29 protein-coding genes, 1 pseudogene and 1 riboswitch are annotated in these 26,898 nt (G+C 36.1%); of the genes and pseudogenes, 6 read left to right on the top strand and 24 right to left on the bottom strand.

The genetic code is table 11. The annotated features are described in order from the left end of the window. Positions 1-757: 757 nt before the first annotated feature. The 13 genes from JNUCC74_RS06510 to rpoN all read right to left on the bottom strand — a co-directional run bounded on the left by JNUCC74_RS06510 (position 758) and on the right by rpoN (position 15,135). Positions 758-1,534, bottom strand: coding sequence for a TatD family hydrolase (locus JNUCC74_RS06510; protein WP_454067378.1), 777 nt, complete (start codon positions 1,532-1,534; stop codon positions 758-760). Next, complete coding sequence (locus tag JNUCC74_RS06505; protein ID WP_454067377.1) at positions 1,534-2,271, bottom strand: ABC transporter ATP-binding protein; 738 nt, start codon at positions 2,269-2,271, stop codon at positions 1,534-1,536. Before JNUCC74_RS06505 ends, JNUCC74_RS06510 begins: the two co-directional genes overlap by 1 nt. Continuing rightward, positions 2,264-3,037 (bottom strand): ABC transporter permease, encoded by a 774-nt coding sequence (locus JNUCC74_RS06500; RefSeq protein WP_454067376.1) that lies wholly within the window; start codon positions 3,035-3,037, stop codon positions 2,264-2,266. Before JNUCC74_RS06500 ends, JNUCC74_RS06505 begins: the two co-directional genes overlap by 8 nt. Beyond that, entirely contained in the window at positions 3,037-3,327 is a 291-nt protein-coding gene (locus JNUCC74_RS06495; protein ID WP_454067375.1) for a thiamine-binding protein, read from the bottom strand. The genes JNUCC74_RS06500 and JNUCC74_RS06495 overlap by 1 nt, the downstream gene beginning before the upstream one ends. Positions 3,328-3,360: 33 nt before the next feature. After that, the gene (locus tag JNUCC74_RS06490; protein ID WP_454067374.1) at positions 3,361-4,356 is read right to left on the bottom strand and encodes an ABC transporter substrate-binding protein; all 996 of its coding nucleotides are present in this window, start codon (positions 4,354-4,356) and stop codon (positions 3,361-3,363) included. Positions 4,357-4,524: 168 nt separating this feature from the next. Next, positions 4,525-4,635: riboswitch (TPP riboswitch) on the bottom strand. 1,304 nt (positions 4,636-5,939) lie between these two features. Next, positions 5,940-7,229: a phosphopyruvate hydratase gene (gene eno, locus JNUCC74_RS06485; protein WP_454067373.1), complete on the bottom strand. Its 1,290-nt coding sequence runs from the start codon at positions 7,227-7,229 to the stop codon at positions 5,940-5,942. Positions 7,230-7,255: 26 nt separating this feature from the next. Then, the gene (gene gpmI / locus JNUCC74_RS06480) at positions 7,256-8,791 is read right to left on the bottom strand and encodes a 2,3-bisphosphoglycerate-independent phosphoglycerate mutase (RefSeq protein ID WP_454067372.1); all 1,536 of its coding nucleotides are present in this window, start codon (positions 8,789-8,791) and stop codon (positions 7,256-7,258) included. After that, positions 8,792-9,550, bottom strand: a complete 759-nt coding sequence (gene tpiA, locus JNUCC74_RS06475; RefSeq protein WP_077320063.1) for a triose-phosphate isomerase — start codon at positions 9,548-9,550, stop codon at positions 8,792-8,794. A gap of 20 nt (positions 9,551-9,570) precedes the next feature. After that, a complete protein-coding gene (locus JNUCC74_RS06470) occupies positions 9,571-10,752 on the bottom strand; it encodes a phosphoglycerate kinase (RefSeq protein WP_454067371.1) in 1,182 nt (393 codons plus the stop codon). Between the two features lie 359 nt (positions 10,753-11,111). Further along, positions 11,112-12,119 carry a type I glyceraldehyde-3-phosphate dehydrogenase gene (gene gap, locus JNUCC74_RS06465; protein ID WP_077320061.1) on the bottom strand — a complete coding sequence of 336 codons (1,008 nt, stop codon included), beginning with the start codon at positions 12,117-12,119 and terminating at the stop codon, positions 11,112-11,114. A gap of 44 nt (positions 12,120-12,163) precedes the next feature. Then, a complete protein-coding gene (locus JNUCC74_RS06460; protein WP_454067370.1) occupies positions 12,164-13,186 on the bottom strand; it encodes a sugar-binding transcriptional regulator in 1,023 nt (340 codons plus the stop codon). A 403-nt stretch (positions 13,187-13,589) separates the two neighbouring features. Beyond that, on the bottom strand, positions 13,590-13,838 hold the full coding sequence (locus JNUCC74_RS06455) for a glutaredoxin family protein (protein WP_454067369.1): 249 nt from the start codon (positions 13,836-13,838) through the stop codon (positions 13,590-13,592). Between the two features lies 1 nt (position 13,839). Further along, the gene (gene rpoN / locus JNUCC74_RS06450) at positions 13,840-15,135 is read right to left on the bottom strand and encodes an RNA polymerase factor sigma-54 (protein WP_454067368.1); all 1,296 of its coding nucleotides are present in this window, start codon (positions 15,133-15,135) and stop codon (positions 13,840-13,842) included. 374 nt (positions 15,136-15,509) lie between these two features. Between rpoN and JNUCC74_RS06445 the strand changes: the two genes are divergently transcribed. Continuing rightward, on the top strand, positions 15,510-15,701 hold the full coding sequence (locus JNUCC74_RS06445; protein WP_454067367.1) for a hypothetical protein: 192 nt from the start codon (positions 15,510-15,512) through the stop codon (positions 15,699-15,701). A gap of 75 nt (positions 15,702-15,776) precedes the next feature. Further along, complete coding sequence (locus JNUCC74_RS06440; protein WP_454067366.1) at positions 15,777-15,899, top strand: reverse transcriptase-like protein; 123 nt, start codon at positions 15,777-15,779, stop codon at positions 15,897-15,899. An 8-nt stretch (positions 15,900-15,907) separates the two neighbouring features. Here the strand turns inward: JNUCC74_RS06440 and JNUCC74_RS06435 are convergent. From JNUCC74_RS06435 to aroD, 3 genes and pseudogenes are all read right to left on the bottom strand, one after another. After that, positions 15,908-16,237, bottom strand: a pseudogene (locus JNUCC74_RS06435) (sodium:solute symporter family transporter); the annotation flags it as partial. Between the two features lie 36 nt (positions 16,238-16,273). Then, entirely contained in the window at positions 16,274-17,050 is a 777-nt protein-coding gene (locus tag JNUCC74_RS06430) for a 3-hydroxybutyrate dehydrogenase (RefSeq protein WP_454067365.1), read from the bottom strand. 113 nt (positions 17,051-17,163) lie between these two features. Continuing rightward, positions 17,164-17,928: a type I 3-dehydroquinate dehydratase gene (gene aroD / locus JNUCC74_RS06425; RefSeq protein ID WP_454067364.1), complete on the bottom strand. Its 765-nt coding sequence runs from the start codon at positions 17,926-17,928 to the stop codon at positions 17,164-17,166. A 397-nt stretch (positions 17,929-18,325) separates the two neighbouring features. On the opposite strand from aroD, the gene JNUCC74_RS06420 reads away from it, so the two are divergent. Both JNUCC74_RS06420 and JNUCC74_RS06415 read left to right on the top strand, forming a co-directional pair. Continuing rightward, positions 18,326-18,889, top strand: a complete 564-nt coding sequence (locus JNUCC74_RS06420; RefSeq protein ID WP_454067363.1) for a shikimate kinase — start codon at positions 18,326-18,328, stop codon at positions 18,887-18,889. Between the two features lie 689 nt (positions 18,890-19,578). Continuing rightward, entirely contained in the window at positions 19,579-21,111 is a 1,533-nt protein-coding gene (locus JNUCC74_RS06415) for a multicopper oxidase family protein (RefSeq protein ID WP_454067362.1), read from the top strand. A gap of 185 nt (positions 21,112-21,296) precedes the next feature. Here JNUCC74_RS06415 and JNUCC74_RS06410 read toward each other — a convergent pair whose 3' ends face one another. The 3 genes from JNUCC74_RS06410 to JNUCC74_RS06400 all read right to left on the bottom strand — a co-directional run bounded on the left by JNUCC74_RS06410 (position 21,297) and on the right by JNUCC74_RS06400 (position 22,359). After that, positions 21,297-21,620: a YolD-like family protein gene (locus tag JNUCC74_RS06410; RefSeq protein ID WP_143695835.1), complete on the bottom strand. Its 324-nt coding sequence runs from the start codon at positions 21,618-21,620 to the stop codon at positions 21,297-21,299. Next, positions 21,613-21,828 carry a hypothetical protein gene (locus JNUCC74_RS06405; protein WP_077320048.1) on the bottom strand — a complete coding sequence of 72 codons (216 nt, stop codon included), beginning with the start codon at positions 21,826-21,828 and terminating at the stop codon, positions 21,613-21,615. Before JNUCC74_RS06405 ends, JNUCC74_RS06410 begins: the two co-directional genes overlap by 8 nt. Before the next feature lie 291 nt (positions 21,829-22,119). Further along, the gene (locus tag JNUCC74_RS06400; RefSeq protein WP_454067361.1) at positions 22,120-22,359 is read right to left on the bottom strand and encodes an atypical membrane-integrating protein (Mistic protein); all 240 of its coding nucleotides are present in this window, start codon (positions 22,357-22,359) and stop codon (positions 22,120-22,122) included. 218 nt (positions 22,360-22,577) lie between these two features. Here JNUCC74_RS06400 and JNUCC74_RS06395 point away from each other — a divergent pair, with 218 nt between their 5' ends. Beyond that, the gene (locus JNUCC74_RS06395; protein WP_454067360.1) at positions 22,578-23,711 is read left to right on the top strand and encodes a zinc-dependent alcohol dehydrogenase; all 1,134 of its coding nucleotides are present in this window, start codon (positions 22,578-22,580) and stop codon (positions 23,709-23,711) included. 514 nt (positions 23,712-24,225) lie between these two features. Here the strand turns inward: JNUCC74_RS06395 and JNUCC74_RS06390 are convergent. From JNUCC74_RS06390 to JNUCC74_RS06380, 3 genes are read right to left on the bottom strand one after another with little or no spacing between them, the layout of a single operon-like run. Next, positions 24,226-24,696 (bottom strand): ankyrin repeat domain-containing protein, encoded by a 471-nt coding sequence (locus tag JNUCC74_RS06390; protein ID WP_454067359.1) that lies wholly within the window; start codon positions 24,694-24,696, stop codon positions 24,226-24,228. A gap of 20 nt (positions 24,697-24,716) precedes the next feature. Next, positions 24,717-24,935 carry a GH-E family nuclease gene (locus JNUCC74_RS06385; protein ID WP_454067358.1) on the bottom strand — a complete coding sequence of 73 codons (219 nt, stop codon included), beginning with the start codon at positions 24,933-24,935 and terminating at the stop codon, positions 24,717-24,719. Continuing rightward, positions 24,829-25,266, bottom strand: coding sequence for a GH-E family nuclease (locus tag JNUCC74_RS06380; RefSeq protein WP_454067357.1), 438 nt, complete (start codon positions 25,264-25,266; stop codon positions 24,829-24,831). Before JNUCC74_RS06380 ends, JNUCC74_RS06385 begins: the two co-directional genes overlap by 107 nt. A gap of 105 nt (positions 25,267-25,371) precedes the next feature. Here JNUCC74_RS06380 and JNUCC74_RS06375 point away from each other — a divergent pair, with 105 nt between their 5' ends. Further along, complete coding sequence (locus JNUCC74_RS06375; RefSeq protein WP_454067356.1) at positions 25,372-26,010, top strand: hypothetical protein; 639 nt, start codon at positions 25,372-25,374, stop codon at positions 26,008-26,010. A 37-nt stretch (positions 26,011-26,047) separates the two neighbouring features. Here JNUCC74_RS06375 and JNUCC74_RS06370 read toward each other — a convergent pair whose 3' ends face one another. Continuing rightward, the gene (locus JNUCC74_RS06370) at positions 26,048-26,263 is read right to left on the bottom strand and encodes a hypothetical protein (RefSeq protein ID WP_454067355.1); all 216 of its coding nucleotides are present in this window, start codon (positions 26,261-26,263) and stop codon (positions 26,048-26,050) included. A 167-nt stretch (positions 26,264-26,430) separates the two neighbouring features. Further along, positions 26,431-26,853 (bottom strand): hypothetical protein, encoded by a 423-nt coding sequence (locus JNUCC74_RS06365; protein ID WP_454067354.1) that lies wholly within the window; start codon positions 26,851-26,853, stop codon positions 26,431-26,433. Positions 26,854-26,898 lie beyond the last annotated feature (45 nt).

Genomic DNA, 26,898 nt, shown 5'->3' with positions numbered 1-26,898 from the left:
GGATAAAGTGAAACTTCATTCCGTGGAATGCTTTTTACACGGAATGTTAGCTGAACAGAATCGGGCATTTAGGTATCGTTCTCTCACACTTAGAACCTGCTATATTAACTCAGGTCTTGAAGTGGGAGGCTTACGGCACCTTACATGCGGGATAAAGTGAAACTTCATTCCGTGGAATGCTTTTTACACGGAATGTTAGTTGAACGAATCGGGCATTTAGGTGCCGTTTTCTATCACTTAGACCCTTTTGTACCAACTCAGGCTCTTGAAGTGGGAGGTTTACGGCACCTTACATGCGGGATAAAGTGAAACTTCATTCCGTGGAATGCTTTTTACACGGAATGTTAGCTGAACGAATCGGGCATTTAGGTATCGTTTTCTCACACTTAGAACCTGCTATATTAACTCAGGTCTTGAAGTGGGAGGCTTACGGCACCTTACATGCGGGATAAACTTCATATAACTAGAGTTTATTCTCGCTAACATACAGTAGTCCCCACTTGTCCCTTTCAACTGACAATCAATCTGAAATAGGGACTTTGCTATCCAAAAATGAGGGATAAAAAGACTGTATTTCCTTATAATAACATTTATTCTATTTATATTTCTCTACGGTATTGTCCTATTCACGCATTGTTAAAATTTGGTTCTTAATGACTATCAGCCTGCTATGATAATGAATATATACAAGAATCGTAGAGCAATTGGGTACAATCTATTTTAATCTGTATATTGAAAGACAAAGGTGGAAGAAGCGTTATAGCGCAAAAAACTGCTTCGTTGTAGTAAAAATCTGTTCGTATACATTTGCAATCGACTGCTTTTTTATTTGTGCAATTTTTATAATCGTATCATGGGTCATAACAGGACTAGTTAATTGATTGGCAAATGGTCCAGTAAATGGCCAAGGACCGTCTGTTTCTACCATTATATGAGTAAGAGGATATTCTTTTACAAGCTGTTGAATTTCTTTTTCATAGCATATGTCAGGAGTGATAGAAATAAAGTAGCCATTTTGGATCATGCGTTCTATCGTTTGATAACTGCCTTTAAACCAATGAAAATGCGCTTTATCTATAGAATGTTTTTCCAACAGGTCACAGACTAAATCAGCATCCTCATAGACAGCATGTAAGCTAATCGGTTTATCCCATTGTTTACTAAGCTTTATAAAGACTTCCAGCAGCTCTAAATAGGGCTCTATGTTCATATTTACTGCTTTCTGACGCATATAGTAAGGTAAACCAACTTCCCCTATGGCGATTGCTTGATCCTTATACTGTTGAATAAACTGGATTAATTCTTCAAGTTCTCCTTCAGATGGCAGTTCCTGCTCCGGATGAAATCCAAATGCCGGATAAATTTTTTCATATTGTTCGGCTAGCCGCAAATTTGCAATGGATGAGGCTAAATGGTTAGATACAGAGACGACAGCCGTAATTTTTTCTTGTTCCAAGTCGGTTAAGATTTGATTTTGCTCGTCCTTCGTATACATGTCTAAATGAATATGTGCATCAATAATTTTTCCTTGCATTATGATCCCCTCAATTCATGATAAATCATTTTCTTATACTCTAAAAATGCTTTACTTAATACAATGTCTTCTGACCGAGGGCGTTCAAAGGGGGTAGGAACTTCCTTCTTCACTAGCGCTGGTTTTTCTGATAAAACGATAATTCGATCAGCTAAAAACAGCGCTTCTTCAATATGATGAGTCACAAACAAAATCGAACGCTGATACTGTTCCCATATCGATAACAACCACTTTTGCATTTCCAGTCTTGTCCATTCATCTAGTGCCGAAAATGGTTCATCTAAGCAAATAATTGGCTGTGGGCTAAGCATGCTGCGAAGAAAAGAAACCCGTTGTTTCATCCCACCTGATAATTGATGTGGGTAAGCATACTCATAGCCTGCTAGCCCAGCACGAGCAATCATTTCTAATGCTTGCTCTTCATTCGTTTTACCATCTACAATTTCTTTTCCAAGCATGACATTTTTTAAGACCGTCCGCCAAGGCAGAAGTGAACTAACCTGTGGCATATAGCTAATAAAGCCGCGTAAACCTGTTATATCTTTATGATTGAGGCGAATGGTACCGGCATCTGGTGTACTAATTCCGCCTATTAGACGAAACAATGTACTTTTCCCGCTTCCAGATGGCCCTACGATAGCGACAAATTCTCCATCTTGGACGGTAAAGGAAATGTCGGCTAATACTTGATTATCGCCATATGATTTTTGAATCCTTTCAATTTCTAATTTACCCATGGTGATCTCCTTCTTCAGTCAGATTCCAACGAATAACTTTTTGTTCTAAATACGTTAGCAGCAGAAAAAATAACAAACTTAATACGACGATAAATAAAATAGCTACAAATACACGATCTGTCCGAAACGAAGAAGAGGCTAAAGTCATGTAATATCCGATACCTTCACTAGAACCTAGCCACTCTGAAATGACCGCTCCCATCACACTATACGTGGCAGAGATTTTTAATCCACTAAATAATGAGGGCAGTGCATATGGCCACTCCAGCTTCAAGAAAATTTGCTGTTTATTTGCACCTGCCATTTGCATATAATGCTTTAATTCCTCACTTGTTTGCCGGAATCCATCAAGAGCAGCAATGGTAATAGGAAAAAAGCAAACAAGTATAATAACAATTATCTTAGGCAATATTCCAAAGCCGAACCAAATAACAAGCAATGGCGCCAAGATGATGATTGGAATATTTTGAGAAATAATTAAAATTGGATAAAAGGCCTCGCGCATCCCAGGTATAAGATGGAGACAAACAGCAACCAAAATACCAACACTACTGCCAACTAAAAATCCAACAATCGTTAACTGAATCGTCGAGACTAAATGATGAACATAGTCTGACCAGCCTGTAATCGCTTCTTGTAAAATAATTGATGGTGCAGGAAGTAACCACTCAGGTACATGAAACCAAGAACAGATAAACTCCCAGCTGAGCATGAAAAGGATGAGGACCAAAACCGGCCGCCATCCTTTTAATAATTTCTTCCTCATTAGCGATACTTCTCCGTTAATTTATCCATCGAAGCTCCTGTAGGCTGATAAAATATTTTCACTTGTGAAATAACACTTGGACATCCAAGTTCAGTCATTCGCTCATTCATTCTTTCAATGACAGTTAATAACTCGGATAACTCACCCTCCATTGTCGTTTCCAATGGATTGACTTGATAACGGACTCCAGCTTGATCAATAATTGCAATTGCTTCATCTACATACGGTATAACATCTTCCCCATTTTTTGTTTTTGGGATAATCTGAATGCTCACAAGGGAATTGGCCATGACGATTCCTCCTTTGAATAGTTAATTTAATATTTATTTAGGTAAAAATTCATTGGTAAATGCTTTTTCACTATCTAATGGTTTATCTAATAATTTATTTTCATACATCCAAGATGCGTAATTATCCCAAACTTCCAGTTGTTGCTCTCCCCATCTCTTTGCATCATCTTGGTACTTATCAGCTAGCCATTTTTGACTTGCTTTTACCAGTTCTTCATCAAGATCAGGAACTGCTTCGATTAAAATATTTGCGGCTTCTTCTGGATTGTCAATCGCTAGTTCATATCCTTTTGTTACTGCCGATAAAAACTTTTTAATGGTTTCTGGATCTTTTTTAATCATGTCTTCATTTGTTGCTAAAACAGGCGTGTAATAATCTAGTTTCTCCGAGTAATCTGTGAGGTAAATCATATTTAATTCTTCATTTCGGAGCTCTGCTTCCACTCCTGTCCACCCATAATAAATCCAAGCGAAATCAATATCTCGATTTACAGCTGTAAAAAAGTCCGTCTCCCCCATATTAACAATATTTACTTTTTCCACATTGGCATCTTCTTGCTTCATTAACGAACTGAGTACCGCTTTTTCTACAGGAGCACCCCATCCTCCATATGTTTTATCTTCGAAGTCTCTTGGCTTCGTAATGTTTTTTTCTTTTAACGAAGCAAACCCGGATGTGTTATGTTGAATGATTGCTGCAATGGAGATGATCGGAATATCTTGAACCCGTGCCTCTGTAATTCCTTCCTGATAACTAACACCAAAATCTGCTTTTCCTGATGCTACTAGCTGGTCTGCTCCTGCTTCTCCGGGCATCTTAAATTCTACATCGAGTCCTTCATCTTTAAAATAACCTTTTTCTTTCGCTACATATAGTCCGGTATGGTTTGTGTTTGGTGTCCAATCCAAAACTACAGATATTTTTTTCAGTTCTTTAGCTTGATCACCTTTTTCCTTCTTCTCTTCTCCACTTGTATTACAGGCTGTAAGTAAAGCAATGATAAGGGCAAAAATAATGAGTCTCTTCAATATGATTTCCTCCTTGTACAAACATAGCTATGTAAGGTATAAAAACGAAAACGGACGTACACTGGCGACCTGCCTGGTTGCCCTAAACTAAAACGTCGAATCCTCTTCCTCACGTAAAAAAAGCCTTAGGTGGTTTCGTACACCTAGGGCTTTTGCACATGCAACTATTGCTAATCAAAACATGTTCCCTACGCTGGCTTTACCCAGATCAGGTTCTAAGAGTCTAGCATCTTATGGATACAATCTCAACCAGCAACACTGGTTCCCCTACAACGCTTATGTTTATTTTTTGTTTATCATTAGTAACTATGCCATAATCATGTCGATTAATCAAGCATTTTCCAAAAGACGACCCGTTTTTAATTCCGCATTTATATAGGCAATATTTTATCTGTATGCTGCTTAAATTAGACGTTCTCTTTGTTTCTATAAAATTCCATTCTCATGTAAAAGAGGCTATTTCTTTCCTTGTATTAGTTAACAGAAGAAGAGTTCAGCTTAACGTTACGAATGGATAATCTAACGGTTGAATGAAGATACTGTTTATCGGAAGGTGTAAAATACTCGAGTAAAAAGGTGAACGAAAAGGGGTTGAGCTAGAAGAAATCCTCCTTATAATGTATTCATTCAGTAGGCTTTTCCTGCATCCCTTATTGAGAAATAAAACACAGGATAAACCTTGAAACCACGATATGTCGCTGTTGAAGTTTTTCTTGTCCTCCTTAAAAAGTCCTGATTTATTGCTACCGAAGCTTTCCTTATCCTTGAAAAATCGTGATGTGGCTATCAAAGCATACTCTGTCTTGAAAAACCTCGCTGTATCGCTATCGAAGCCTACTCTCTCTGTCAACCTGAACGAATCGGAATGTAGCTGCCCCACTTATCCTTCTTCATATCCCCTATAACTCGTGAAGTAAGATTCTTACGCACACCTTACAACGGGATATCTTCCATTACGTAGCAGTCATGTTTTCTTATCACCAGAAGGCACAAAAAACAAATAAATGTTAAACACTGCAAGTAAACCAATTAATATCCATAGAGAAATTAAAAATTGTTCTCCAGGTAAAAGAAAATAGCAAAAGAAGAGTAAAACCAAGAAAATAAGATATCCAACGAAATGGATTTTACGTTTTCTCTTATCTCTCATCTAATCACCTTTTCTCGTATCATCCTGTTATAACTTAATTCATGCCTTCCCCAACTAAGATTAAAGATTTGCATCCAATGTTTAGTCTTATGCAAATGAAAAAACCCCCTAATTTAAAATTTAAGTAACCATTAATTTCTATGCTATCACCTATCATAATAAAGATATATATTAACCTGTCGACATTATTCTAGTTTATCCTTAAACAACTTTTATTTATATGTATCCGGTCTTCTAGCTCATTACTTCAAAAATCCGCCCCTTTGGAGTTGCTTTAAAGTAAGCATAAGGAGTTCCCTTAGGGATAAACATATTATTATTCTTTATACTTCAATCGCCTTAAATAAGGCATGAAAAACTCCCCTAAGGGAAAACAGAGTTTTATTTTTTCATCTGTTTCTCTTTAGGGGAGCATATCAAGATTTGTTCCTTATTATTTTGTGTTTAGATTATAGAATGCAGCTTTTCCAGCGTATTCACCCATGCCAGCTAGTTCATCTTCAATACGTAGTAATTGATTGTACTTAGCTACACGGTCTGTACGTGAAGGTGCACCCGTTTTAATTTGGCCTGCATTGGTTGCTACAGCAATATCAGCAATGGTTGCATCCTCTGTTTCACCAGAACGATGAGAAATAACTGCAGTATAGCCTGCACGTTTTGCCATTTCGATTGCTTCAAATGTTTCTGTTAATGTACCGATTTGGTTTACTTTTACTAAAATAGAGTTTCCAATACCTTGTTCAATACCTTTAGATAGTTTAGCTGTATTTGTAACAAACAAGTCGTCTCCAACTAGTTGAACCTTTTTGCCAAGGCGTTCCGTTAGAAGTTTAAATCCTTCCCAGTCATTTTCGTCTAAGCCATCTTCAATAGAAATGATTGGGTATTTATTAATCATATCTTCATACCAGTCAACCATTTCTTCAGCAGTACGAACAACACCTTCGCCTTTCAGATTGTATTTGCCATTTTCATACATTTCAGAAGCAGCGACGTCCATTGCAAGTTTAACTTCTTCTCCCGGTTTATATCCAGCAGCTTCAATTGCTTCTACAATTGTTTGTAATGCCTCTTCGTTAGAGGAAAGGTTTGGTGCAAATCCACCTTCATCACCAACTGCTGTATTGTATCCTTTTGACTTTAGTACTTTTTTCAAGGAATGAAAAATTTCTGCTCCGGTACGTAATGCTTCTTTAAATGTTTCTGCTCCAACAGGCATGATCATGAATTCTTGAATATCTACGTTGTTATCTGCATGCTCTCCACCATTTAGAATGTTCATCATTGGAGTAGGCAATGTTTTTGCGTTAAATCCTCCGAGATAGTTATAAAGCGGCATTTCTAAATAACTTGCAGCAGCATGTGCAACAGCCATAGAAACTCCAAGGATAGCATTAGCTCCAAGCTTTCCTTTATTATCTGTTCCATCAAGCTCAATCATTAGGGAATCGATAATATTTTGACGTGTCACATCAATGCCGATTAATTCAGGTGCAATAATTTCATTCACATTTTGTACTGCTTTTAAAACACCTTTTCCTAAATAACGATTTTCATCACCATCGCGTAATTCAACTGCTTCATACTCCCCAGTTGAAGCACCGCTTGGTACTAGTGCTGAACCAAAAGCGCCTGATTCTGTAAACACTTCTACCTCCACAGTTGGATTTCCGCGAGAATCTAATACTTCACGAGCATAAACATCTGTAATATATGGCATAATATTTGTCTCCTTTATCAATCAATTTATTTAATTAATGAACTACCTGTCATTTCTTCTGGCTTTTCAACATCTAATAAGTCAAGCAATGTTGGAGATAAGTCTGCTAAAATACCTCCATCACGTAATGTTACATTTTCTTTTGTTACGATCACAGGTACAAGATTAGTTGTATGAGCTGTCATTGGTTTTCCTTCTAATGTAACAACCTCTTCAGAGTTTCCGTGATCAGCAGTAATAATTGCATTACCACCAAGTTCTAAAATTTTATCGACTATTTTTCCAAGGCATTCATCAACTGCTTCAATTGCTTTAATTGTTGGTTCTAATTTCCCGGAATGTCCAACCATATCTGGATTGGCGAAATTTAAAATAATCGCATTGAGCTCACCTGATTCAAGCTCTTTAAGCAACGCGTCCGTTACTTCATAAGCGCTCATTTCAGGTTTAAGGTCATAGGTTGCAACCTTCGGAGAATTAATTAGAATTCGTTTCTCTCCTGGAAACTCTTCTTCTCTTCCTCCACTCATAAAATAAGTAACGTGAGGGTATTTTTCTGTTTCCGCAATTCGTAATTGATTCAGACCGTTCTGTGATAAGACCTCACCAACGGTATTATCTAAATTAACTGGTTCATAAGCTACATACCCATCTACAGTTTCACTAAAGTTCGTCAGCATAACAAAATCCAGGTTTTTTGGTACTTTGTCGCCTCGATCAAAATCACGAAAATCTTTATCTGCAAAGGTACGTGATATTTGAATTGCCCGGTCTGGTCGGAAATTATAAAAAATAATTGAGTCTCCATCTTCGACTGTTCCTACTGGTTTGCCAGTTTCATCGACCATAACAGATGGGATGACGAACTCATCATAGATTTCATTTGCATAAGAATCATCAACTACGGCAAATGGATCTTTATATGTTGGTCCTTCGCCATAAACCATTGCATCATACGCTTTTTTCACACGATCCCAACGCTTGTCCCGATCCATGGAATAATAACGTCCAGAAATCGTAGCAAATTGACCGACTCCATATTCTTTAATCTTATCTAATGTTTGTTGTATATAGATTTTAGCAGTTTGGGGGCCAACATCACGTCCATCAAGGAATGCATGAATATATACTTTTTCTAAACCTTGATCTTTTGCTAATTTCAATAAAGCAAATAAATGATTGATGTGACTATGCACTCCACCGTCAGATAGCAACCCAAAAACATGTAATGCCTTATTGTTTTCCTTCGCATGTTGCATTGATTTAATGAAGGCTTCTTTTTCAAAGAACTCTCCTTCTTTAATCGACAAGTTCACGCGAGTTAAACTTTGATAAACAATTCTGCCGGCACCAATATTTAAGTGACCAACTTCAGAATTTCCCATTTGACCTTCTGGTAATCCAACCGCTTCTCCACTAGCTCTAAGCTGATTGTGAGCAAATTGGCTCCAATAACGGTCAAAATTAGGAGTATTAGCTTGCTTAACTGCATTTCCTTTTACTTCATCACGAAGACCAAAACCATCTAAGATGATTAAAGCCGCTAATTTATCCTGTTTCATTTATTTTGCACCTGCCCCCACTAATTGCAAGAACGAGTCTGCTTCAAGGCTAGCACCACCAACTAGTGCCCCATCAATATCTGATTGAGCTAATAGTTCTTTAATATTTGCTGGTTTGACACTGCCACCATATTGTATAATTACCTGTTCTGCAATTTCACTCGATGTAATTTTTTCGATAACTTGGCGAATATGTGTACAGACTTCATTCGCTTGTTCACTGGAAGCTGTTTTTCCTGTTCCTATAGCCCAGATAGGTTCATATGCGATAATTGTTTGTACTATTTGCTCTTCTGTTAGTCCTTTTAATGCTTTTGTTACTTGATTTTCTACATGATTCATCGTTTCATTCGCTTCACGCTGTTCTAATGTTTCACCAACGCAAACAATTGGTGTTAAATTATATTGGTGTGCAGCATGCGTTTTTTTATTCACCGTTTCATCTGTCTCATTAAAATATTCTCTTCGTTCAGAATGTCCAATGATAACATGTGTTACACCTAAATCAGCGAGCATTTCCGGACTCACTTCACCAGTGAATGCCCCGTTTTTTTCATAGTGCATCGTTTGAGCAGCAATCTGTAACTTTGTACCTTTCGCTTTATCAACAAGATTAGCTAGGAAAGGAAATGGCGCACAAACAATTGCTTCTACCTGATCCGAATCGGGTAATTTTGGTAGAACCTCATCAACAAATTGATTTGCTTCTTTTGCGAGTTTATTCATTTTCCAGTTTCCAGCAATTACCTTTTTGCGCATCGTCTCACCTCATATGTTTTTTATTTATCCGTTAATGCAGCAACACCTGGCAAAGTCTTTCCTTCCATAAATTCTAAGGAAGCACCTCCACCTGTTGATACATGATCCATTTTATCACTTAATTCAAATTTCTCCACTGCTGCAGCTGAATCGCCACCACCAATCACTGTATAGCCTTCTGTATTCGCTAGTGCTTCAGCAACTGCTTTTGTTCCATTGGCAAAAGCGTCCATTTCAAATACACCCATTGGACCGTTCCAAATGATCAGTTTAGAGTTAGCTACAATTTGTGCATATTTTTCTGCAGTTTTAGGACCGATATCTAGTGCTTGCCAATCAGCTGGAATTTGATCAATATCTACTTCTTTTTTATTCGCATCTTCTTTAAACGCATCAGCTACTACTACATCAATAGGCAAAACAAATTCAACGCCTTTATCTTTCGCTTTTTGCATAAATTGTTTAGCAAGGTCGATTTTATCTTCTTCCAATAAAGAATTTCCGATTTCGTACCCTTGCGCTTTAATGAATGTATAGGCTAGACCACCACCAATGATGAGATGATCGACTTTTTCAAGTAAATTATCAATTACATTAATTTTATCTTTTACCTTTGCCCCGCCAATAATTGCAGTAAATGGACGTTTCGGATTTTCTAATGCTTGGCCTAATACGGATAATTCTTTTTCCATTAAGAAGCCAGCTGCTGCAGGGAGTTTTTCTGCTACACCAGTTGTGGAAGCATGAGCACGATGGGCTGCTCCAAACGCATCATTTACATAGCAATCTGCCATATCGGCAAATGCTTGAGACAGCTGTTCGTCATTCTTTTCTTCTCCAGCTTCGAAGCGAACATTTTCAATTAAAATAATATCGCCTTCGCTTGCTTGTGCAATTGCTTGATTCACTTCTTCTCCATAAACAGCATCGGTCTTAACAATTTCTTTACCTATTAAATCACTTAACCTTTTAGCTACGGGGTCTAAACGTAATTCTTCTACAACTTTTCCTTTTGGACGACCGAGATGGCTAGCTAAAATTGTAATGGCACCTTGATTAGAAAGATACTCAATAGTTTGTAGAGCTGCTCTAATTCTAGTATCATCCGTTACCTTTCCGTCTTTCATTGGTACGTTAAAGTCCACACGGCAAAATACTTTCTTTCCTTTTACGTCAAGATCTTTAACTGACATTTTATTCATTTTCTTTGCCTCCTATTTTAGGATATGTAGTTCTTCTCTTGCCTCGATGAAAATTACCAAGAACTTTTTCATCCGAAACAATCATTTAAAGCTACTATAACCTTTGACTAGCAAGAAAGAAACTTCTTTAGAAAGACTTGGCTTGTCGCCAAGTCTTTAGCGAAAGCCGTAGTTTTTCTTATACTATAAATCATAAAAATTTTATACTTTCCTATAGTGTAAAAAAGTTCTATCCGAGTCGTTGTAGTCATAGACTTTACTAGGTCCCCATTTTCCGATCTACAACTCAAAAAGATATTTAAACCAAAGAAGGAAAAACGGAGGAGGATTTGTTCATGTTCCTCCCCCGCTATTTTTTCTTATAGTCCTTTATTGTTCAATAATACGGCTAGATCTACACAACGAGCAGAATAGCCCATTTCATTATCATACCATGAAATAACTTTAACTAAGTTATCTTCAAGAACAAGTGTAGATAGTCCGTCTACAATAGAAGAATGTGTATTACCAACAATATCAGAAGATACTAATGGTGCTTCACTATATTCAAGAACACCTTTTAATTCACCTTCAGCAGCTTCTTTTAATGCAGCATTTACTTCTTCCGCTGTTACATTTTTCTCTAATTCAGCAACAAGATCTACTAAAGAACCGTCTGGAGTAGGAACACGTACAGCGCCACCGTTTAATTTACCATTTAATTCTGGTAGTACTTTACCTACTGCTTTAGCAGCACCAGTTGTTGTAGGAATGATGTTTTGAGCTGCTGCACGAGCACGACGATAGTCTTTATGCGGTAAATCAAGAATTTGTTGGTCATTTGTATAAGAGTGAATAGTAGTCATTAGACCACGTTTAATTCCAAATTTATCATGTAGCACTTTAGCATATGGTGCTAAGCAGTTAGTCGTACAAGAAGCATTGGAAACAACATGATGCTTAGCTGGATCGTATTCTTTGTCATTAACACCCATAACGATTGTTAAATCTTCGTTTTGACCAGGTGCGGAAATAATGACTTTCTTTGCACCAGCGTCAATATGTTTTTGAGCGTCTTCTCTTTTTCTGAATCTACCTGTAGATTCAAGAACGATGTCTACGCCTAAATCTCCCCAGCCTAGTTTTGCTGGATCACTTTCAGAAAGTACTTTAATTTCTTTACCACCAACAACAATATTTGAACCATTTACAGAAACTTCTTCTTCTAAAATTCCATGGATAGAGTCATACTTTAATAAATGAGCAAGCATGTTAGCATCTGTGAGGTCATTTATTGCTACCACTTCTACTTCATCGTTTTGTAAAGCTAGACGAAATACAAGACGTCCTATTCTTCCAAAACCATTAATTCCTACTTTTACTGCCATGTATATTCCTCCTAAAAAAATATTTAATTTATATTTAAAGGGTATTAAATCCCCCTTAAAATCTCCTCTGCTGCTGCTTCATCTGTAATGAGCAGATCACTTTTTCCTCGTTTGAAGTACGATCCAATGGCTTGTGATTTGGATTTTCCGCCGGCGATCGTTATAACATAAGGGATACGTTGTAAATCTTCAAGTTGAATTCCTACCGTCCGTACCTTATGTACAATATTCCCGTTTTCATCAAAATAGTAACCAAACGCCTCACTTACCGCTTCATGCTGCTGTAATTTTTTAATAATGACTTCTGGTGTTTTTCTGCGGTAAGCCATTGTTAAAGCATCGCCAATTCCATGCATTACAATCGTTGCACTTCTTATTTGCTTTAATGTTTCATTTACCATAGGCTCTTGAATAATTGATTGATAAGCTGACTCACTCAACGGGTCTGGAACATATAGCAGACGATACTCGCCATTTGCTTTTCTTGCCATTTCCGCAGCAATTGTATTCGCTTGATTTTCTACCTTTTCACCAATTCCGCCACGAGCCGGGACAAATAGAGCTGAAGTGTTTTGTTGTAATGGTGTCATCATAGTAGCTACAGCGGCCATTGTTGTACCACCAGTAACTGCAATAATTGAATTATCGCCAATCATTGTTTTCAAATGATGAACACATGCTTTGCCCATCTCTTGTTTAACCCATTCATGCTTATCACTGTTTCCGGGAACAACAATCACCTGCTTTATAGATAATGTATCCCTAAGTTTAGTTTCTAAAACACGCAGTCCCATAATATCACTCATAAATGAGGATAATCGTTCAAGAATTAATTTTCCCTCTTTTGTGATAAACATACCTTTAGATGTGATTCGAATTAAGTCTTGTCCTTGCAAGAATTCTATTTCACTTCTTACACTTCGTTCGGTTAAATTTGTGTTTTCGGCAAGTGCCCTTCTTCCAATTGGCTGGAGGACATCAATGCTACGTAAAATAGCATAGCGCTGTTGCATAATTTCTAACACATCAGGCAATAATCTTTTTTGTAAATCAATTAATTCTCTCATGACAAGGACTCCTTCTCTCGGGTCACAATCGATCCCGGATGGTAATATTATGTCCCGGGGGCTGCAAAAAAAATAAGTACTTCTTTCATTTTTCATTATATCAAATTTGAATAATTTCACAACCAATATGATTGTTACATTTATGTGAAGTAAACTACTTCAATCCCTTTTACATTATGCGGAAAGATCATTATATTCAACCTATTTTTGATTGTCTTCTTAAGAAGTAGACTTGCATTTATTCTATGTTTACTCGTGAAAAAACCCAACTTTTTTATGATGACTCACCTCGGATTTGAATTGCCTATTTTACATGTAAAGAATATCTTACTTGTTCATTTATCTTTATCAACAAACGAAGCGCCTCTGTTTAACAGCAGGCGCTAAAACTATGTACTCCTTATCATCTGCTTAAATACCTTTGTACAAATTGTTCCAGCGTATGCCAATCAAGCTGTGAAGCATCTAAGGTCTTACCATTTATCTCAATACACGGAATAAGCAGATGATACTGTTCCAACCAATCATCATCCGTATAAACATCACGAATTTCAATGTGATACGAATACTTGTCTTGTAATGTTTCTAGCATAAGCTTTGCATCATCACATAATGGACAAGATTCTTTTATGTATAGAATAACAGTAGGCAAGTTATTTCTCCTTTCTTTTTGTTGATGGCGGTAATTGCAACTGCTCGCGGTATTTCATTACAGTTCGTCGAGCTATTTCGATACCATAATTCGTCTTGAGTTTTTTTCTGATCTTTTCATCAGATAGAGGCTTTCGTTTATCCTCTTTCTCAATTAATTCAGCAATTAATTGCTTGACAGCAACTGTTGCTGTCTTGGAACCATTATTTTGTTGAATTCCAGATTGCAAAAAAAAGTTTAATGGTACTATTCCAGTTGGTGTTTGCACATATTTATGTGAAATCGCTCGGCTTATCGTTGAAATATGCAGTGCTAATTCATCGGCAATATCTTTTAATGTTAATGGCTTTAGCATATGGGTACCATGTTCCAAAAATAACAGTTGCTTTTCTAGCATACATTGAATAACTCGTTCTAAGGTGCTGCTGCGATAAGCGATCGCTTTCTTAATCATTTCTATTTGATGTTGTTTTTGTTTAATATAATTTGCTGTTTGCTTTTCGATATTCATATCTTTTATAGAGTAGTAATCTTCATTAATCGTAATCTTAGGAGAAGACCATGAATAAAAAGATAATTGCCACTTTCCGTCTTCTTTATAAATCGATGCCTCCGGAATGACATAGTTATCAATCTTTTTATCTAGTAAATGACCCGGTTTTGGGTGGCAAGCCTTGATTTGTTCTAGTAAATCTTTTACATTTAAAGGATCTTTGTCATAATGTAAGGAGATGAGATCAATATTTTCTTCAGCTATCCATTCTAAATGATTTTCCATTAAATCATATAAAAAAGGTACATCATCTTCTCGTATATCCAGTTGCAATTTGATACATTCACTTAATGACCTAGCACCAATACCTGCCGGCTCCAAAGATTGAATGAAATGCAACGCCTGCTCTACCTGTTCTTCTGTTGCCTGGCATTGCTCACCCCAAAGTGACATATCGATATCAAGGTAACCGCTTTCATTAATGGAGTCGATTCCGAATAAAACAATTGGTCTCAATTCCTCTGGGATATGAAGTGTATAAAGTTGCCTTTTTAGCTGATCATACATGGTTAACTCGCTGGCATTTATCTCACCTGGAGTTAATGAATCATTGTTGGAAGACGAACGATATGAGAATATCTCATCATGATAGTTTACTTCTTCAATTAATGGATTTTCTTTTTCTATTTCCTTTATATATTCCATTAATTCCATACTGGAAAGTTGAAGTATTTGAATGGATTGCATTAATGATTGATTCATTTTCCATTCTAATACCTGTTCATTTACAAGTTGTAACTTCATGATTACCCTCCTATTCATCTGCCGTTTCTTTTATTTTGCCACAAAATCATAAAACCTTCTAGCTTAATACTTCCCACTTGAGTTAATGAAGACAATAAACGGTCTCTTTCATATGCATCAAAAGCGAAATAACAAAAACAACATATGGTATAAAGCAGTTTGACGTTAGTGCCAGACTATAGAAAACAAGAAATATCACCGTCTGATATAATTATCTTTGATTTATGCTGCCTTTTCTTACTGTGTTATAATTTATAAGATTGTAAGTAGTGGGAGCGAATGTTTAATGATTACCGTATATACAGATGGTGCATCCACAGGAGCCCCCGGTCCAAGTGGAACTGGTGTTTATATTAAACAAGGAAAAAACTATTATGAGTACGCTTTTTGGATTAGGCATTCTTTCTAATCATGAAGCAGAGTTTTATGCAGTTATCCACGCTCTAATTGTATACAAAGAAAAGTTTCCTGATGAAATATTGGCTTTTCGTTCCGATTCGAAATTGGTAGTAGACGCAATAGAAAAAATTATATTAGTAAAACTTGGCTTGTCGTCAAGTCTCTAAGGCGAAAGCGATAGTTTTCTTATACTATAAGCCTAAAGTTTTATACTTTCCTATAGTACAAAAAACGAGAAGTATATGCCGCTATTATCAACAATAAATAAGCATTCTTCTCATTTTTCGTATTTTTTCATTAAATGGATACCCGAAAAAGAAAATAAATACGCAGATAAACTAGCTCGCCAAGCTATCTACCTTTAAAAAGCAATTTATTCTCGATATCCTGTATTTGCTTTTACTTGAACTTCTGCAAATTGGCGTACATCTTTTTCTTTAGACAATAGCGTCCCTAAATATCCTCCTAAAAACCCGAATGGTACGGAAATAATTGCTGGGTTTGTCAATGGAAATATCGGAGCACCAATATAAATTCCTTTTCCGTCCACTGGTGAAAACATATTTGGGCTAATGGATATTAAAATTAATGATGAAAGCAGTCCAAAAGCCATAGCTGTTACTGTTCCAGATGTATTAAAGCGCTTCCAATAAATAGTATACAAAATAACTGGTAAGTTGGCACTTGCAGCTACACAAAACGCCTGAAAACTTACTGCTACATTTTTACTACATATAGGTTATTGTGCAGTATATCCACCATCAATTAGAACAGCTTGTCCAGTAACGCCCTTTGCTTTATCACTAGCTAAAAAGATAGTGTAATCAGCGATTTCTTGTATCGTTAACAGTCGCTTCTGTGGAACAAATGGATAAATGACCTCTTCAGGCACTTTTTCCAAAGGCACTTTTCGATTTCTTGCTAAATCCTTCATCTGATTCCGAACTAGGGGTGTATCTACATATCCAGGACAAACCGCGTTTACCGTAATACCATATGCTGCTCCTTCCAGCGCTGCCACCTTTGTTAAGCCAATTAACCCATGTTTGGCGCTATTATACGCTGCTTTACCAGCAAAACCAATAACCCCATTAATGGAAGATATATTAATGATTCTTCCTATTCCTTGTTGTTTCATGATTGGAAATACATGTTTGATAGCTACAAATGGAGCAACAAGCATGATTTTTGTCATTAATTCAAATTTTTCAGTAGGAAACTCTTCAATCGAAGCTACATGCTGCATACCAGCATTATTAATTAACACATCAAGTTTTCCGTAGTATGTAACAGTTTGTTCTAGCGCCCCCTTTAATTGTGTTTCATCTATTACATCACATGGAATTCCTAAACAATCATAACCTTTTTTCTTCCAGCTTGCAGCAACTTCTTGTACCCCAACTTCATTTACATCCGTAAATACAACAGAAGCTTTTTGTTTTAAAAATTCCACACCGATTCCGTAGCCGATCCCACTCGCAGCTCCAGTTATGAGGACAACCTTTTTTGCTACCAATTTTATTCCTCCCGATGATTTTTCATTTCTTACCAATCATGTTGAAAGTTCACGCTATTCTTTTCCTGCTTATTTAATAAGCTAAGCAAAAATATATTGGATATGTAAATATATTACGCTTGTAAATACATATGAATTTTTTTAAGTATGTATTTAAGTTCCGCTGCCGTAATCTGTCCTGGAGCTGAAGCTTGTTTTCCAGAACCAAACGAGGCAGCAGATCCTACAAATTCGCCAGCAATTCTGCTTAATACACCTAATGGACCCATGGCAATGGTTATAAATGGTTGCGTAGCATGTAATGTTTTCATCATTTCTGCGACCTTTAATAACCGCAATACATCGTCCATGTTATTGGGCATCACTGCAAGTTTTGTAATATCTGCCCCAGCATTTTGCATTGCTAATAAACGAGATAGCATCTCATCTGTAGAAGGAGTTGTTTTAAAATCATGGTTAGATAAAAGTACAGAAATATGCTGTTGTTTTGCTTTTTGAACCAATGTGTGTACATTGTCTCCTGTAAATAGTTCAATGTCAATGAGATCAATATTGTTGGATTCGATAACCTTCTGTAATAGTTTATCGTAAAATTCCAACGTTGTTTTTTTTTCGCCTCCCTCTTTAAACGAGCGAAATGTAAAAAGCAATGGGACTTCTTCAAGTAATGGTTTTATTTCTGAAAGCACGTGAAGCACCACATGGATATTATTGCCTTCGTTAAGTGCATCAACCCGCCACTCAATGATATCGGGTTGTTCCTGTATTACGGTAGCTATTTCCAATTTTAATTCCTCTAGCGTTGTCCCCATTAATGGAATGATTACTTTAGGAATACCTTTACCAATAGGTACACCTTTTACTGTAACAACGTTCAAATTTATCTCCACCTTTTCATATTAACTACTTATTATAAATGCTATAAGAAATGTTGCCAACATAGAATTTTAGAAAAACTTAGCTTGTCGCCAAGTTTTTAGCGAAAGCTGTAGTTTTTCTTATACAATAAAGTGAAACTTCATTCCGTGGAATGCTTTTTACACGGAATGTTAGTTTGAACGAATCGGGCATTTAGGTGCCGTTTTCTCCCACTTTGACCCTTTGTATCAACTAAAGGCTCTTGAAGTGGGAATCTTACGGCACCTTACATGCGGGATAAAGCCCTAAAGTTTTATACTTCCTATAGTAGAACGAAAGCTTAATATTTAACGTGCAAGTAGTAAGAATATCACTTATAATGAGTAAAAAATGCAGTTAAATAGAAAGAGGTTACCTATGTGCACGAAAGAAACACCCTTAAGACAAAAAAGTATTGTATTAATTGGCTTTATGGGAGTCGGTAAGACTTCTATCGGAAAAGCAGTAGCTGCTAAGCTATATCGTGATTTTATAGATGTAGATCAAGTCATTGAAGAAGCTTTCGGCATGTCCACCGTAGATATTTTTGTAACCTATGGAGAAGATAAATTCAGAAAAAAGGAAAAGGAAATTATATATGACTTATGCAAGCAAAAACTTAAAATTATTTCCTTGGGTGGCGGTGCTTTTCTACAAAAAGAAATAAGAGACATTTGCTTGAAAGAATGTATCGTTTTTTATTTAGATTTATCATGGGAGTCGTGGAAAGATCGAATTAGCTTATTAATCGATAGCAGACCGGTTCTGCAAGGGAAAAGCTTAGAAGAGATAAAACAGCTGTTCAATGAAAGAAAAGCTATCTATCAAGAACATCATTCCGCTGTAAATACCGATGCGTTTATGGTAGAAGATGCCGCAGAATACATTGTTAATGCATTGAAAACAGCATGGGATATTTACGAACCCCAAGCAAAACCATAAAAGCTTTCATGGTTGTTTTAATATAATTAGAGATTACCGTCCGAGATTGTGCCTTCTCGGACGATCAATTAAAACGCCATTTTCCCTTCCATGAACCGCAATAATTAAATAAGGTAAAACTCCATTCAGCAGGATCTTTGCTTCATCCCCTACTGTTAAGAAGTGGAACAAAGACTAAAATCGCAACATCCTTGAAAAAGAAATCCACTTTTTTCTTCGTGCGGTGTATTGCTGCCGTAGCTTCTCTGTCCTTGAAAAATCGCGAAGTATCGCTGTCGTAGCAACTCTGTCCTTGAAAAAGGAGTACACTTTTTCTGCGTGCGATGTATTGCTACCGAAGTTTTTCCTTGTCCTGTTGACCCGAACGAATCAGGCATTTAGATGCCGCTTAGACTTCTTCGTATTCTATAACTTTTGAAGCATGGATCTTACGGTTCTTTACATGATGGAGAAAATTAAACCCAAAAAATTTTTAGATGTATATAACCCTTCTTATTTATAATCCTTAAATTTAAAACTTTTCTCTTATCCATAGCAAACTCATTTCCACAAACATGATTAACTGGTTTGGTTTAAATCTACTCATTCTTTAAATTCAAATAATCACTAAAAGCAAAATATAATTGTTCATAAAATCCATATTTTCTCCACATTTTCCTTGTAGAATATTGTTTCGGGAGGGAGAAAATATGAAAAAAAATATCTTTTTTATAACGATCTTATTAATTAGCTTCTTATCGGCTTGTTCCCAGCAATCACTAAATTCAAACGATACCGATCTACAAGTTGATAACAGTACGCCACCGGATGTTGCAAAAGTTAAAACAGAAGATAAGACAGGGAGGAAAGTAAATGAAATTGATCTAACCGCTAAAGAAACAGAATGGTCATTAAATTCTGAAATCACTATAAATGCTTGGACCTACAATGGAACCATACCAGGTGAAGAAATACGAGTTAATGAGGGCGAAGTTGTCAAAGTTAATTTGACAAATGATTTAGAAGAACCAGTCTCGATACATTGGCACGGTATTCCGGTTCCAAATACAGAAGATGGGATTCCAGGTATAACCCAGGACGCTGTACTTCCTGGAAAGACATATACCTATGAATTTGTGGCTACTGATCCAGGTACTTATTGGTATCACTCCCATCAAAATGGAGTAGAGCAACTGGATAAAGGCCTTTATGGAACAATCATTGTTGAACCAAAAAAATCAGAGAACATCGATCGAGATTATACGTTGGTTCTAGATGAATGGGAATCAGAAAAGCATGGTGAAGATGAAGAAGTAGCACAAACTATGAACAGTGCGAAAAATCATGGCAGTATGATAGAACATGACATGTCATCTTACGATATATTTACGATTAATGGCAAAACATATGAAGACAATAAACCACTGTTAGTTAAAAAGGGAGAAACAGTAAAGTTACGATTTGTTAATGCTGGTTATATGACACATCAAATTCATGTTCCAGTGAACTATAAGATTACTCATCTCGACGGTCAAAAAGTAAATAACCCCCAAACTATGCATAATTCTATTTTTGAAGTCGCTCCTGGTGAACGTGTGGACATTAAATTTATTGCGGATGGCAATGCTGACTTTACAATTGACTCCCACGACGAAACGGAAGCATCTGAAGCTATGAAAATAAATATATCCTATGAAGATAAGGACGAAGATGGTAAAAAAATAGAACATTCTGGTACATCTGATCAAATCGATATTACTAAGATTGGAGAACAAACTGAAACTATGTTCTCATTGAAGGATGATTTCGATGTGGAATATGAAATGGATCTAGCTGCTAAAATGAAAAAGGACACGGAGATGGGCATGGTTTGGACAATTAATGACGAGGTATTCCCGGATGTGCCTCCATTAAAAGTTTCAAAAGGAGACAAAGTGAAAGTAACGCTATCCAATAACAGCATCGATGAATCCATACATCCGATGCATCTTCATGGACACTTTTTTCAAGTATTAAGAAAAAACGGTAAAGAGCTTACTAATTCTCCTATTATGAAAGATACATTAAATGTAAAACCCGGAGAAACTTATGAGGTAGCATTTCTTGCGGATAATCCTGGAAACTGGCTATTTCATTGTCATGATCTGCACCATGCCTCAAATGGAATGGTAAGCCTCGTAAAATACAATAACTTTGATACGTTTTATAAGGACACTGGTAAAGTAGACAATCTGCCGGAATAAAGGAAGCTTCATTCCGTAGGGGACTCCTCTTCCCCTGCGGAATGTTTATAAACAAATATAAAACAATTCATCTGTATACTTTTACAGCTTTTCATTTTTCCGTTTACATCTCTCCACTGTACCTATCTTTGAACTGACTACATGAACATATAATCTCTAAACTGTTTTACAATCAAATACCGATTTTAATCAATCCATACATCTAAAACATGCTGGCGTTTAATTTTTATATCTGTATCCAAATATAGCATGTCTTTTGTAATATATTTCAGTTTTCCTTTACTTGTTAAATAGTCACGTCCATTATAATGTTTAACTTCAACGGTAAGATTGTTGCAAATAGCTAATTGTAGTTGAGCATCCATCTCTACCAACTTTTGTTCATCCAGCAAAGGCATATTTTTTTGCTCTAATTTTTCCCACATTTTCGTTAATAGCTCTGCATGCTCTGGAAGCATCATCGCTGTCCACTTGATAGAGCCACGATCATTTACTCGCACTTTACGCACTTTCCTTTCTCTTAACTCGTCCACAGGAGAGAATATTGCTATAATTAAATCGTCGAACTTGTTTTCGATAGAAACAATACGCTAATATTGATTTTTCACCTATATCAATCACTCGTATTAGCCGTTGTGTAACTTGACCATTATTATCCATATAAAATAGTACAAGTTTTTGCTTACTTACCATCGACCACTGAAGAATCCCTCTCATGAATACAGCCTCCTTTAGGAACGTTTGTTCTCATTATACCACAAAGAACACGAACATAGGTGCGTTTTTTTACTGGGAATTTTTGCATGTTTCCACTTATTCTTATACAATTAATAGTTTTAGCACGAAAAAATCAAAAGTCACTTAAACATAAGCTTATTACTATCCATTTACATAAGAAGAACATAAAATTTTTGCGCAGAAGTCATCACGATGTAGCGAAAATCTTTATATCAAAAGTATAAGTATAACCAGGTAGTCGACTGCGCTAAAGTTTATCATCAGTTTTCTTTAAGGTTTTTGATCTTTTTGATGAGTTAGATCTAACCAAGACAATAATTCTCGGATAACGATGTTAATTTTTTCATCGATGACATCATTCCCATAGACTTGTTTGGCTTGCTCAATCTGCTGCAGAACATCATTGCTAAATTGAATAACCGGTACATCTGCTTCCAAGTTATTATATAGTTCAATAAAGGTATCTAGTGCTTTATCAAATTGTTTACTCTCTATCTCCGTTGCTTTCATAAATTATCACCCATATTAGGTTACCCAAAACAATATAAAAAATAGCTAATGTGGTTATCCCATGATTACTTTTTTTGGAAAATTAGTACCACTTCAGTTTTTACTGAGAATTAGTCTACCCTCATTCCATCTGACATTTCTAATATCAATAAAGGCTACATTTTTTTAATTATACGTTCCATACTAAACAGGATGAATAGTTAGTATGGAGGGTAAAAATGAAAGCAGTTACGTACCAAGGAAAGCAAAAAATAGTTGTTAAGTCGATTGATTTTCCGAAGCTTAAGGATAGTGAAGATATTATTGTAAAAATCTCTTCTACAGCAATATGCGGCTCCGATCTTCATTTATATCAAGGTCATTTACCGTTACCAATTGATTATGTCATTGGTCATGAACCAATGGGGATTGTTGAAGAAGTTGGTAAAGACGTCACAAAGGTTAAAAAGGGAGATCGTGTTGTTATCCCCTTTACCGTTGCTTGTGGCAGCTGTCAATATTGCAATCAGCATTTGGAAAGCCAGTGCGATAATTCTAACCCACATTACGACGCAGGAGGTCTCTTCGGCTACTCAGAAAAGTTCGGTAATTATCCAGGAGGCCAAGCTGAATATTTAAGAGTTCCTTTTGGTAACTATACACCCTTTCTAATTCCGGAAGACTGTGAGCTAGAGGATGAAAAGCTATTATTTTTATCTGACGTGTTACCGACCGCTTACTGGAGTGTGGAACATGCTAACGTCAAACCGAAAGATACTGTTATTGTACTAGGCTGTGGGCCAGTAGGAATTATGGTACAACAATTTGCATGGAATAAAGGTGCTGAGCGAGTAATTGCAGTAGACTACCTGGATTATCGTTTAAATCATGCAAAAAAAATAACCGGTAGTGAAATCTACAATTTTACGAAAGATAGCGATATGGGAGAGACATTAAAAGAAATTACGAAGGGCGGAGCTGATGTTGTGATTGATTGTGTTGGAATGGATGGTAAAAAATCGCCTTTAGAATATATCGGGCAAAAGCTGAAACTGCAAGGCGGACCGCTTGGCGCCATCCAAATGGCTACAAAAGCGGTGCGAAAAGCAGGAACCGTTCAACTTACAGGAGTGTATGGCGGTTTATACAATATGTTTCCTCTTGGAGCATTTTTTGCTCGAAATGTGACCTTAAAAATGGGGCAAGCACCAGCAAGAGCATACATGAAAAAACTATATGATCAAATCGTACAAGACCGAATTGATCCAACATCTATCATTACCCATTCCCTCCCTTTAGCAGCAGTTGCCAAAGGGTATGATTTATTTAATGAACGAAAGGATGATTGTATTAAAGTAATTCTAAAGCCATAAACAAACACTTCTTCCTCATATTAGTTGTATAAATACAGTGAAGAACGCCTAGCTAGAAAGTAGGCGTTTTTCATTTTTAAAATTTACAGGAGACACTAAACTTTTTTGTTGCTTATAAACGTCGGGGTAAAAGCCACCACCACATTTAGTATAAAGCTAATTTTTTCGAAATACGCATTCACATCCGAACATAAAAAACGCTACTTTAATTACATGGGTGTAATTAAAGTAGCGCTCTTCGCTTCTATCTATTGTGTGTCTTTTTCGATAACATTCCAGTTGAATAGCGGCTATAAAGCCACATTATAACGACAAGTAGCACGCCCGGAGGGATTCGAACCCCCGAACTAAGGGCGCTCTATAAGGAAATAAGGGATTTCAAAATGCGCATATTACAAGGGATAAAGCAATTTTTAGCTTAGCTCTCTAGTTTTTATAGAGAGCTTTTTTTCTTTTTGGAAAAGTAACTGCGTCCCACAGGAAAAGCCTATGAGTAGACCTAATTAATTTTAAATTATTTTCTTGTAAGTATATTTATTAACCTTTCGTTACCTACTTGCTTTGCAAAATCCAAAGGAGACCTTCCAGCTTTATTTTTGTTTAAAATATCTGAATTATAATTCATAAGTAACTCCACCATTTTATAATTCTCCTTTACGGCAACCCACAATGCGTTATTTCCATATTTGTCTTTTATGTTCACGTCTATACCTCTTTGTAATAGCTTGTCTGCAACTTTTAAATCTTGATTCATACATATAAGATGTAACGCAGTCTGCCCATCAGTATTTTTCATATTTATATCAATACCTTTTTCAATAAGAAAGGAAGAAATATCAAAATTATTTCCTGATATAGCATAATGTAATAAGCCTGAACCATCATCGCTTTTTCTATTTATTAACTCAATATCAAATTTTTCTTTAAATGATTTTAAGTCTCCAAACTTCGCTAAAGTAAAAAGATCTGCCTTTTCAGTTGGCATTCTACCATCTCCTAATCTTTTTATTCGTATTTATGACTTCTATTTGCAGAAGGACTTTCTGGTCTATAATTTTTAGGATCCCTGTACCACTTCAAAAACTCTTCTTTTGTTAATTCACCTTCAATATATTTTTTATGTCCACTTACTATATTTATTTTCAGGTGTATGCGCCATATCCCATTGACCAGCTCTAGTTTTACTTTTATTCCAAAACAATTCTTCACCAGTGTTTGGATCATACACCTTTCCATCTATGTCCTGTGCATCTCCCCAAACCTTTTCAACTTGTCCTTTTCCATACTTTGGTCTATTTTTGGGGTTTGAATACGGCTTATTAACTCTTTTCGCTGTATGTTTACCTTTATTCGAAAATTCAAACGCACCTTTTCCATATTTTACCACCTTTAAAACTTTCCCCGCTGGAATAATAGAAGCTCCAGAAATTACTTTATCCATTGTAGAAGCCTTTGGATCCATTACCGTTTTAACATCATCTAAAATGAGAAAGTCCGCTGTTTCTTTTACAGCTGCTGCTCCAAATTCTCCTGCTTTTACAAATGTATCTTTCACACCATCTGCTGCTTTTTCTAACCAGCTTTTTTTCGGCTCCTTTGGATTAGGTCGAATGGCAGAAATGGTGTCACTTATTTCATATTTTACACTTCCAGATTCTGATTGGAACTTACTAGTTTTTTTATTATTTTAGTTGTAACACTTGTATTGGGATTTATCCTACCATCAAATAGCTTCGCATCAACAGAAACAAGCAATAAAACTGAAAACGAAGAAAAAGAGAAACTATTAAAGGAATTACAAGATGATGGTTTAATAAGCAAAAATATTAACCCAAAATTGGTTGAAAGTATAGAAGAAATATCCGGCCCAAAAGAACATACAATTCAACATTTTCTATCTGGAAACGAACCGACCTATACTTATTGGTTACAAACTGGCAATGCAAAGGATTCTAAAACAACTTATGGTAAATGGAAAAATAAAGGAGGTGCCTTCCACGGACTAGGAACATTCAAAAAAACTGAGTCATCAACATCGTCATTTAGTGTAAGTGGTGGGATACCGAAAACCAGCATAAAGGGAAGTCTAGGGAAACAAACAAAAATAACAACTACAGCTTCTAGAAAAATACCTAAGGGTAAAAAAGGACAATCCCAGGTAAGAAATGTATACAAACACTATAAAGTTACTATGAGAGAATGGATAAGTATTGATGGACGTAAAAAAGCAACAAATAAAAAGAAAACAGTAACAGTAAAAAAGAAAAAAGGACTAGAGTCAAGAATAGTACTAAAATAATAAAAGAATCGTGTGGATTTACCACACGATTCTTTTATTATTTTTTAGCCCATCTACTAAGCCAAATAAATGGAATAATAATCACAAAAGGTAATCCAATAATTAAGAAAGAAATAGGGATATAATATGCGCTAATATCAAAAATACCTGGGAAACTCTTTATATCTGAATAATCATACTGAGAAATATCAAAATCAGATACAATTCTAGCAAAGAATAGCATCATAAAACCGAATTGATAACGAAAGACCAAATTTAAAAGCTCTATATAACATAAATTACCACCTCTTTATAATTAAGTTCTTTAAATAATTATTATCATAATTTCCAATAAAAGTAATTAATATCGAATATCTTTTGTTTAATTTGAGTAAAATAACTTTAAATTCACTGCAACTTAGCGTTACTTACCCTATACTTCTATTCGCCATCAGCTAAGGTATAATAAATTCCTTGCCTTACTCCTTTGTAATCCGAAACCTTTACTTTTGAAACAACAAGATGCTCAATGGTTGAAAACCCACTTGCAGTTAAACTATCCCTCGTTGCTGCTAGTACGGCCTGTATAGCACGATAGCTATAATCCATTGTTTTTAGTCCAAAATGTTTCTGTAAATAGTTAATTAGAATCGCTGCTAGTGGGATAAACTTCGAAAATAACCGTTTGACGAACTCCCCCATGATTACTTCTAAATCTATGGCATTCTTTCCGGCTTTTTTCATAAGATCTTGCATCAGCTGCTGATGTATCTTTTGATCAGCTATCTTTCTCGCCTGATATGTTGCAATATTTATTTGGCCACTGTTCCCTAGTTCTCTAATCCGACTTACATAGTTTTTCATTGTATGGAAATCTTGTTTCCACAAGCTCTAGCTTAGCTGTATTGT

The sequence above is a fragment of the Cerasibacillus sp. JNUCC 74 genome (assembly GCF_053667775.1).
This window is presented reverse-complemented; position numbering and strand designations above follow the sequence as displayed.